Source organism: Alcanivorax sp. HI0083 (assembly GCF_001635175.1).
On the sequence record NZ_LWFX01000974.1, the window covers coordinates 1 to 8846 of the forward strand.

The 8846-nt window shown below is 60.3% G+C and carries 9 protein-coding genes and 1 pseudogene; 4 read left to right on the forward strand and 6 right to left on the reverse strand.

The features are described from left to right. A pseudogene (locus tag A3754_RS26135) lies at positions 1 to 535 on the reverse strand (gamma-glutamylcyclotransferase); the annotation flags it as partial. A 92-nt stretch (positions 536 to 627) separates the two neighbouring features. Between A3754_RS26135 and pdxH the strand changes: the two are divergent. Continuing rightward, positions 628 to 1257 (forward strand): pyridoxamine 5'-phosphate oxidase, encoded by a 630-nt coding sequence (gene pdxH / locus A3754_RS11460; RefSeq protein ID WP_063519792.1) that lies wholly within the window; start codon positions 628 to 630, stop codon positions 1255 to 1257. Between the two features lie 142 nt (positions 1258 to 1399). On the opposite strand, the gene A3754_RS11465 is transcribed toward pdxH, so the two are convergent. Continuing rightward, positions 1400 to 2332, reverse strand: a complete 933-nt coding sequence (locus A3754_RS11465; RefSeq protein ID WP_063519793.1) for a bile acid:sodium symporter family protein — start codon at positions 2330 to 2332, stop codon at positions 1400 to 1402. A gap of 67 nt (positions 2333 to 2399) precedes the next feature. Here A3754_RS11465 and A3754_RS11470 point away from each other — a divergent pair, with 67 nt between their 5' ends. Continuing rightward, the gene (locus A3754_RS11470; RefSeq protein ID WP_063519794.1) at positions 2400 to 2834 is read left to right on the forward strand and encodes a hypothetical protein; all 435 of its coding nucleotides are present in this window, start codon (positions 2400 to 2402) and stop codon (positions 2832 to 2834) included. Here A3754_RS11470 and A3754_RS11475 read toward each other — a convergent pair. Next, positions 2814 to 3689 (reverse strand): AEC family transporter, encoded by an 876-nt coding sequence (locus A3754_RS11475; protein ID WP_063519795.1) that lies wholly within the window; start codon positions 3687 to 3689, stop codon positions 2814 to 2816. The two genes, A3754_RS11470 and A3754_RS11475, sit on opposite strands and share 21 nt — an antisense overlap. Before the next feature lie 479 nt (positions 3690 to 4168). Between A3754_RS11475 and A3754_RS11480 the strand changes: the two genes are divergently transcribed. Next, positions 4169 to 5020, forward strand: a complete 852-nt coding sequence (locus A3754_RS11480; RefSeq protein WP_063519796.1) for a patatin family protein — start codon at positions 4169 to 4171, stop codon at positions 5018 to 5020. A 16-nt stretch (positions 5021 to 5036) separates the two neighbouring features. On the opposite strand, the gene A3754_RS11485 is transcribed toward A3754_RS11480, so the two are convergent. The 3 genes from A3754_RS11485 to A3754_RS11495 form a co-directional block, all read right to left on the reverse strand. Continuing rightward, complete coding sequence (locus A3754_RS11485; RefSeq protein WP_063519797.1) at positions 5037 to 5366, reverse strand: hypothetical protein; 330 nt, start codon at positions 5364 to 5366, stop codon at positions 5037 to 5039. Between the two features lie 17 nt (positions 5367 to 5383). Beyond that, complete coding sequence (locus A3754_RS11490) at positions 5384 to 6172, reverse strand: aldo/keto reductase (RefSeq protein WP_063519798.1); 789 nt, start codon at positions 6170 to 6172, stop codon at positions 5384 to 5386. A gap of 240 nt (positions 6173 to 6412) precedes the next feature. Next, positions 6413 to 7606, reverse strand: coding sequence for an FAD-dependent oxidoreductase (locus A3754_RS11495; protein WP_063519799.1), 1194 nt, complete (start codon positions 7604 to 7606; stop codon positions 6413 to 6415). Between the two features lie 90 nt (positions 7607 to 7696). Between A3754_RS11495 and waaA the strand changes: the two genes are divergently transcribed. Next, on the forward strand, positions 7697 to 8846 hold a 1150-nt coding region (gene waaA, locus A3754_RS11500), incomplete at its 3' end, for a lipid IV(A) 3-deoxy-D-manno-octulosonic acid transferase (protein ID WP_063519800.1).

The window sequence follows — 8846 nt, forward strand, 5'->3', positions numbered from 1 at the left end:
AGCAGATAATCTCGGTTGCTGCCGCTGGGGCCTTCACTGCGGGCAATATGCTCGGCAATGGCCTGCTCGTCCGCCTGGCCAAGAAAGGCCGCATTGTCCTCGGTGGCAATATAGACCAGACCGTCCGCCAGATCTCCGTCGGCAAAGGTCAGTGGCGTGCGAAAGCGCAGATAGCCATTCTTCTCCCGATGGTCGAGATGCTCGAACACATCCGGCGTGATGCGGTAGGCCATGCCGGCACACACCATGCCGGGGGCTTCAATCAAGGTGACCACCCGCCCCGGTTTATCCGGGGTGCCGCGATGATCGTGGGAACCGAGCGCAGCGAAGGTAACGCACTTTAGGGCGGCCCGAAGGGTGAGCGAAGCGAATAACCTTGCCAGAAGCGCCGGACCCAGCCGCTGATCGACGCCGGTCGTCGTGCCAGGTAGGGAAAGTCGGCCTTGTAGATCAGCGAGCCATATCCAAACAGCCATACCGGATGGTTCGGGTGCAGGTCGTGGCGGCGGCGATTTTCGTCGGCGGTGTTGAGCATGGCTAACTGTCCTGCTTCTTGATCCTGGTTCGTGGTTGTTGGCGTGTGGGCGTTATACTGCCGGCTCAGTATGACAGCCAGCCGGGGAAACCATGAAAGATGTGCGCGAAGAATATCACGCTGAAGGGCTGACCCAGGTCTCCCTCCATGACGATCCACTGGAGCAGGCGCGTCTCTGGGTGGATGAAGCCATTGAGGCCGGATTGCCGTTGCCCAATGCGATGACGCTTGCCACCGTGAGCGCTGACGGCCAGCCCTCTTCCCGGGTGGTGTTGCTTAAAGGTATCGAGGGTGGCGGCTTCACCTTCTTTACCCACTACGACAGCCGCAAAGGGGAAGACATTGCGGCCAACCCCAAGGTGTCGTTCACCATGTTCTGGCAGCCTTTCGACCGCCAGATGATTGTTATCGGTGAAGCGCACAAAGTGGATCGGGAAGAATCTGACAGCTATTTTGCCTCCCGCCCCTATGCCAGCCAGGTGAGCGCGGCCATCTCGCCGCAGAGCCAGCCCGCCAGCCGGGAATGGCTGGAAGAGGAAGTGAAACGACTGGAGAAGGAATTTCCTTCGGCGCCGGTGCCGCGCCCGGCGCAGTGGGGCGGCTACCGCATCATCCCCACGGAAATCCAGTTCTGGCACGGTCGCCCGAGTCGCCTGCATGACCGGTTCCGGTATCGCAAACAGGCAGACGGAAGTTGGGTGCGGGAGCGGCTCGCGCCGTAAATATCGTGTTCCCGCAGGGGAGCGCTTGAGCCGCGAACAGCCGGAAAATGGCGAGTCACGAGAAGCGAGTTGCGAAGATCAAAAAATGTCGAGGTCTGGTTCGACTCTCGCTTCTCGTAACTCGAGACTGATTATTCGCAGCTCAAGCGCCGTTCCTGCGGGAGCTTTCTGCGGGGCTGCGTCTCCAGATCGTCGCCAACAACGATCCGGACAGGTTGTGCCAGACACTGAACAGGGCGCCGGGCAGGGCGGCCAGTGGGGTGAAGTGTTTGATCGCCAGTGCCACGCCCAACCCGGAATTCTGCATGCCCACTTCAATGGCCAGGGTGCGGGCGGTTTGCGGATCAAGCCGCAGTAATCGGGCGATGCCGTAGCCGCCCACCAGCCCCAGCGCGTTGTGCAGCATCACCGCCATAAACACCGCCATGCCCGCTTCGGCAATGTTGCCCTGGTTCAGGGCCACGATAATGCCGATCACGATGACGATGGCGGCCACGGAAACCAGTGGGAAAATGGCACGAGCTGGCGTCAGCTGGCGGTGCAGAAAGGTATTCAGGGTGCAGCCGGCCACCACTGGAATGACCACGATCTGGATCAATGACAGCAACAGGCCAGTCACCGGCACCGGGATGCGTTCACCCAGATAAAGCCAGGTCAGCAAGGGCGTGGCGACCACGGCCACCAGGGTGGAGGCAAAGGTGATCGCCACGGACAGCGCCACATTGGCGCGAGCCAGATAGGCGATCACATTGGACGCCGTGCCACCGGGGCAGGCGCCGACCAGTACCAGCCCGATCAGTAATGCCTGGGGTAGTTGCAATACGATACTGATGCCCCAGGCGATCAGGGGCATGAGGGTGTATTGCAGCACGAGGCCAAGCGCAATCACTGCGGGCCGTTTGAACACCCGCCGAAAATCCTCCCAGCTTAATGACAGCCCCATGCCGAACATGATCAGCATAAGCAGTGGCACGATGGCGGGCTTGCCGACGACTAACCACTGCGGCTGCCAGTAGGCCAGCAGGGAAAACAGCAGGGCCCAGAGTGGAAAAAGTTGTGTCAGGCGGTGGATCATGGAATGGCCCCGTGACGGAAAACCGTCAGTGTAAGCGTTTGGCAAAGAGGGCGCACAGGAGGCTCGGATGAAGCCGGTGATTCAGGAAGACGTGACGGGTTGCGGGATTGCTGCAGTGGCCGCCCTTGCGGGGGTGAACTACCGCCAGGCGAGGCAGCGAGCCGCCCGGTTGGGGATCGACCCGGAAGACCGCACGCTGTGGTCGGATACCGCTTATGTGCGGCGGTTGCTGGCGGCGTATGGGTTGCAGGCGCTACCGGGTGAGCAGCCATTTTCCAATTGGCAGGGGCTACCGGAACGGGCACTGCTGGCGATCAAGTGGCACCGGGAAAACGGCAAGCCGTTCTGGCACTGGGTGGTATTTGTCCGCGACGGTCAGGAGGCCTTTGTGCTGGATTCAAAGCGTTCGCTCAAGCATAACCTGCGCCGGGACTTTGGGCGCATGAAACCGAAGTGGTTTATTCCCGTTAATGTCTGTGGTTCAGAGCGCGTAGCTCAATAGCAGGGGTAGCAGCAGAAACGCCAGCAAGGTGGAAATCACCACCATGGCAGCGACTTCTTCCGCGCCCCGGTTGTAGGCTTTGGCGAGCAGGTAATTGAATACCGCCACCGGCATGGTGGATTCGATCAGCACCACCCCACGCAGTGGGCCGTCGATGTCCAGTGCCGTCACCAGCCCCCACCCCACCGCAAAGCCACTGGCCAGACGCAGCACCGCAAACCCGGCTCCGCTACCCAGATGGCGCACTTTCAGCTGCGACAGGGACACCCCCAGTGTAATCAGCATCAAGGGAATGGTCAGATCGCCGATCAGGCTGACGGTGTTGTAGAGCCACTCAGGCAGGCTTAGCTGGAAAGCGACCATGGCCACGGCCAGAAACACGGAGATCAGAATCGGGTGGCGGAACAGTTTCAGGGAAAACCCCTCGCCACTGACGATGGCCAGCCCCAGGGAAAAGTGCGCCACGGAGTAGAGCATCATCCACGCCAGCGACAATGCCAATCCGGCTTCGCCAAACGCGAGCATGCACAGCGGAATGCCCATGTTGCCGGTGTTGGGGAAGATCAGTGAAGGCAGAAACACCCGAAAGGGTTGGCCGGTAAAGAGCAGGATCACCGCGCTGACCACGAACGTGGTGGCCAGTACCGCTACGGCCAAACCGGCCACGTCCATGAGCGCCTGCAAGTCCAGCTCCGTCTTGCCCATGGTGGCGACAATCAGGCAGGGAGTGGTGACCAGGGTGACCAGGGAGGTGACCATCCGGGTATCAAAGGGCTTGCCGGCCCGCGCCCAGAAAAAACCCACGCCGGCGCATAACAATACCGGAGCAATAATGGCCCACACAGTGGTAAGCATGTCGGTATATCCGTGAATGAATCAGCCACGCAGTCTGGTAGCTGCTGGCCGGTATGTCCATTGTTGGCCGCGAGATTACGGGTTGGGCGTATTGCAACATGCGTTGGCTAATGCCGCGACGGGCACGACGATTATTCCGGTTGCTCATCTTTCTGTTTCCAAGCTGGTATGCAGAGCGTCGGCCAATGGGCTATCCGCGATGGATAACTGTTTAAGGTTTTGTTTTTACAATAATTAATAGGCGCGATATTGAGTGTGCCTGCACCCCGGGCGGAAACTGGGTGCGCTAGCCTGATGCGTCTGCGCTGTATTCGTGCAGGGTTGGCTCAACTTGCTCGAGGGTCTGGCCTGGAGCAGATCGAGCGATTGATCAAGGATGCCGATCACTGAGACAGCAAGGTTCTATTTCCAGCGGTTTGTTGGCTTTGGCATCGTAATTGAATGGATTCCAGTGAGTGGTTCGATGTGGAGGAAAGGCAATGGATCAGCGTGCGTTGGTGGTAGAAGGCGGTGCCATGCGCGGCATTTTCGCCGCCGGTGTGCTGGATGCGTTTCTGGAAAACCAGCACCATGATTTTGATTTTGCGGTGGGCGTGTCTGCCGGTTCGACCAACCTGATTGGTTATCTGGCGGGAGACCACGGCAGAAGCCGGCGGATCATCACCGACCATGCCTGCCGTCCGGACTTTATCAACTGGCAGCGTTTTATGGCCGGCGGGCACCTGTGCGATGTGCACTGGTTGTGGCATCAATCGCGCCTGGAGGTGCCGTTAAGCCTGGAGCAGCACTGGCAGGGAAAGGTGCCGCTGTGGGTGGTGACCACGTCGGTGGAGGATGGTGCGCCCCGTTATTTCCAGACCCGGCCCGAGAATCTGGATGAAGTGATGACCGCGTCCTGTTCCATTCCTTTCGCTTACCGGGATTTTCCCACCGTGGATGGGCAGCCGATGACAGATGGTGGGCTGGCGGATTCCATTCCTGTGCGCTGGGCCTACGAGCAGGGGGCGCGGGATATTACCGTGGTGTTGTCCCGCCATCAGGGCTACCGCAAGCGTTCCAGTGCCCTGACACCGCTACTCAAGCCCTGGGTGCGTGACATGCCGGCACTGTATGCGGCCATGGTGAAGCGAACGGATGCCTATAATCAGGCGCTGGATTTTATCGATAATCCCCCTGCAGACTGCAATCTCACCGTGATTGCCCCGCAGCCGGATTTCCCGGTGAATCGCTTGACCACCCATGCCGGGAAACTGGAGCGGGGGTATCAGCAAGGTCACTGGGCGGGGTTGCAATCGTTGGGGACGGAGATAAAAGCAGCTTCGAGCTACTAGCTGCGAGCTTTGAGGCTCAGCTCTCTTTTTCTTCGCAGTGCCAGACCCAGGCATCCAGCTCGATATGCTCAATACCGCGGAAGTGGCTCTCCATCATGAATTCACGGCGATCGCTGAGCATGCCGCGGTTGCCGCCGGCTTTCTTGATGGCCTTGGCGAGCTTCTTGTTCACGTTGTTATTGATGAACGCGTCGCTGAACAACATGCCCTGCATTTTGCTCCCCGACGACACCGAGACTTCCCCTTTTTCTTCGCACCCCTGAGGGGCTTCGCGGAGCAGTAATATGTTATCCCCCTGTGCCGCGAGGGAGGTGCCGAGTAGCAGAATCATCAGACAAAAGCGCATGGGGTTTCCTGTTGTTGTTATTGCTTGCAGGCCTGTCGGGCCTTGGCCACGTTTTCCCGCAAGTGGACGGGATTGATGGTGCCGGCAATGATACTGCTGACGCCAGCGGTGCCAAGGATCTGGTTCAGACTTTCCTGCACCGGGTCTGCAAGGGTGTCATTGAGGTGACCGCTGGCAAAGGCTTTCTTGATCAGGATGCCTTTCTGGTGAGCGGCGGCGTGTTCGATCACCTGTACTTCATCGTGGTGCTGAAGGTTGTAGGTGACCATGGCCATGTCGGCGCGGTCCAGGCAGGCAATGCCGCCAGCCACGGTCTTGGTAGACATGCCAGTGGTGCGCACCAGGCCTTCCTTCTTCAGGTCGTTCAGGGCATCCAGGGTGCCCTGTTTGATGATCCCCATGTCATCGCCATCGGAGTGAATCAGTACGCAATCCAGGTAATCGGTGTTGAGTCGTTTCAGGCTGCGCTGCACGGAGCGGCGAACGTGTTCCGGGGAGAAATCGAAATGGCTTTCACCACTGTCGTTATCAAACTCTTCGCCCACCTTGGTGACGATCACCCAATCCTGGCGCTGACTTATCAGCTGGCCGAGACGAGCTTCGCTGTGGCCGTAGGCCGGAGCGGTGTCGATCAGGTTGATGCCCAAGTCCCGGGCCTGGGCCAGCAGCTCGGTTACCGCGTGATCATCAGGGATGGTGAAACCATTGGGGTATTTCACCCCCTTGTCGCGGCCGATTTTCACCGTGCCCAGGCCGAGTGCGCTGACGGTTAATCCTGTGTTGCCCAAGGGGCGCATAAAAGACATGACGGTCCTCTGTATTGACGGTAGGAGGGGGCGGGTTGCGGGGTAAAAGCAGTTGAAAGTTCAAAGCTTAAAGTTGAAAAGCGCGGGATAGACCGGGTGCCGGTTTTAATGTTGTCGCCGCGCCCCATGGCTGGTGGTCGCGGAGCGCCAGTGTTAAAAACCGGAACAGCCCTGCCTCGCGTTTAAACTTTGAACTTTCAACTCAGCCTCACACGTCTCCAGTAACCCCCTCGGGCAATGTTAAAAACAGGTATGCCAGTACGGCACGCCCATGGGCGCCTGTTTTAGTTCTGCCGGTACCGTTAACGGTTCGCCCGGCTGCAGGCCGCTTTCTTCAATCAGTGCCATGACCCGGTCGCCCAGATCCGGGGCCAGGGTGAGTTTGGTGGGCCAGGCGATGATCAGGTTTTGGTCCCGGCGGGCGTAGGCGTTATCCGGTTTTACCAGTGCCTGCTGTCTGGGTTCGGCGCGGGTTACATCCAGGGTGGCGAATTCGGCGTTGCTGAAATCCAGCCAGGGGAACAGATGCTTGAGTTCGTCCCGGCCGGCAGTCAGTTGTTCCTGTTCGCTGCGCTCCACGCCCCGTTCCGCCAGATCGCCGCCCAGGTACCACACCACCTTGCCGTCGGGGCAGTCGTGGGTGGTAACGGTGAGCACGGGCTTGTTGCTGGTGCCGACACAGTGGGCGTAAAGGCGATGACCCAGATCATGTTTGACCAGCACCATTTTCAGGGGGCGCAGCTGGCTGTGTTCCTGCTCCAGCAGGTGGGCCTGATGGGCGCCGTCGAGCAGGGCCGGGTTGCCGTTGCCGGCGGCGAGCAGGGTCAGGCGCGGTTCAATGCGTTGACCATTAACCGTGACGGCGCGCAGGCCGTTTTCATCCCATTCCAGCGTGTCCCGTTCGTTGTCGAGCGCCAGCAGCCGGTCGCGGACCGGGGCGCTAAGTGTCTCGATCAGCGATTCGGTGTTGATGACCAGGTCGTCCAGTTTGTAGACGTTGCCCTTGAAAGCCTTGTTGGCCAGCGCGCTGGGGAAATGATCGCGCTTGAGCTTTTCAATGCGGCCACGCAGCATCTTGCTGGCGAAAAAATTGGTCATCCGTGAGGCCACGGAGCCGCTGGACCACATGTGTTGGGTGTCACTCAGTACTTGCAGCTGGCGCAGGTCCACCGGGTCGTCGCCGGCCATGGCCGCACGCCAACGGTCCGGCATGGCGGCAATGGATTCCGATTCACTGGACAGATTGCCGCCCAGGGCATACTTGAGGCCACCGTGAATAATGCCCTGGCTGGCCAGGGTCTGGTCGCCGCCGAGGGTGGCGGACTCCAGCAGCAGGCATTGGTAGCCGGCCGCGTTGAGTCGGTTGATCAACCACAGGCCGGCAATACCGCCGCCGAAGATCAGGATGTCGGGTTTCAGAGGGGAGTTGCTCATGGCTCACCATCGGAGAAAGTTGCCGCTATGCTAGCATAGACAGGTCGGGCGTCAGACGTCCGACGTCCGACGTCCGACACAAGAAGCCCTATGCGTATTTTTTATTCCGCCCTCTGGTATCTGCTGCTTCCCTTTCTGTTCCTGCGGCTGTGGCTGCGCGGGCGGCAGGCGCCGGCCTATCGTCAGCGCTGGAAGGAGCGCATGGCCTGGGGATACCGGCCCGGTACCCTGAAAAACAGTCTCTGGGTTCATGCGGTGTCGGTGGGGGAAACCCTGGCGGCGGTGCCGATGATCGAGCGGTTGCTGGCGGATTACCCGGATACGCCGCTGCTGGTGACTACCACCACGCCCACCGGCTCGGAGCGGGTCAAGGCCCTGTTCGGTGACCGGGTGACCCATGTGTATTGCCCCTGGGAATTGCCCACGGCACTGAACCGTTTCCTGCGGGCTTTCGATCCGAAAACGGTGATCGTGCTGGAGACCGAGTTGTGGCCCAACCTGTGTGCGGCGGTGAAGCGTCACGGAGCCAAACTGATGCTGATGAACGGGCGGCTGTCGGAGAAAAGCTACCGGGGCTACCGCAAGTTTCCCCGTCTGGTGCGGCCCATGATGGCGCGCTTCGATGCCCTGGCGGTGCAGACCCCGGTGGAGGCGAAACGCTATGTGGCTCTGGGTGCCTGGCCGGAACGGGTCCATGCCATCGGCAGCGTGAAATTCGACATGAGTTTGGATGATGCTGTGCGTCAGGCGGCAGGGGATTTACGTGCCGCTATTGGCGAGCGTCCGGTGTGGATCGCCGCCAGTACCCATCCCGGTGAAGACGAGCCGGTGCTGGCAGCGCACAAGGCTCTACTGGAAACGGCACCGCAGACCCTGCTGATGCTGGTGCCCCGGCATCCGGAGCGTTTCGACAGCGTGGCCCAGCTGGTCCGCCAGCAGGGACTTGGCCTGGCCCGGCGCAGCAAGCAGGACACCATCGCCGCCGACACCCAGGTTTACCTGGCCGATACCATGGGCGAGTTGTTGATGTTGTTCGGGGTGGCCGACGTGGCCTTTGTGGGCGGTTCCCTGGTGCCGGTGGGCGGGCACAATCTGCTGGAACCGGCCGGCTGGGGAAAGCCGGTGCTCACTGGCCCCCACCTGCACAACTTTACCGCCATCTCCAATCTGCTGGATGACGCCGGTGCCCTGACCCTGGTGGACAATGCGGATGCCCTGGCCATTGCCCTGCAGGCGCTGT

Excerpts from the sequence above, each read along its gene's own strand:
- pdxH (WP_063519792.1), top strand. The coding sequence starts at position 628 with ATGAAAGATGTGCGCGAAGAATATCACGCTGAAGGGCTGACCCAGGTC.
- A3754_RS11465 (WP_063519793.1), bottom strand. The coding sequence starts at position 2,332 with ATGATCCACCGCCTGACACAACTTTTTCCACTCTGGGCCCTGCTGTTT.
- A3754_RS11470 (WP_063519794.1), top strand. The coding sequence starts at position 2,400 with ATGAAGCCGGTGATTCAGGAAGACGTGACGGGTTGCGGGATTGCTGCA.
- A3754_RS11475 (WP_063519795.1), bottom strand. The coding sequence starts at position 3,689 with ATGCTTACCACTGTGTGGGCCATTATTGCTCCGGTATTGTTATGCGCC.
- A3754_RS11480 (WP_063519796.1), top strand. The coding sequence starts at position 4,169 with ATGGATCAGCGTGCGTTGGTGGTAGAAGGCGGTGCCATGCGCGGCATT.
- A3754_RS11485 (WP_063519797.1), bottom strand. The coding sequence starts at position 5,366 with ATGCGCTTTTGTCTGATGATTCTGCTACTCGGCACCTCCCTCGCGGCA.
- A3754_RS11490 (WP_063519798.1), bottom strand. The coding sequence starts at position 6,172 with ATGTCTTTTATGCGCCCCTTGGGCAACACAGGATTAACCGTCAGCGCA.
- A3754_RS11495 (WP_063519799.1), bottom strand. The coding sequence starts at position 7,606 with ATGAGCAACTCCCCTCTGAAACCCGACATCCTGATCTTCGGCGGCGGT.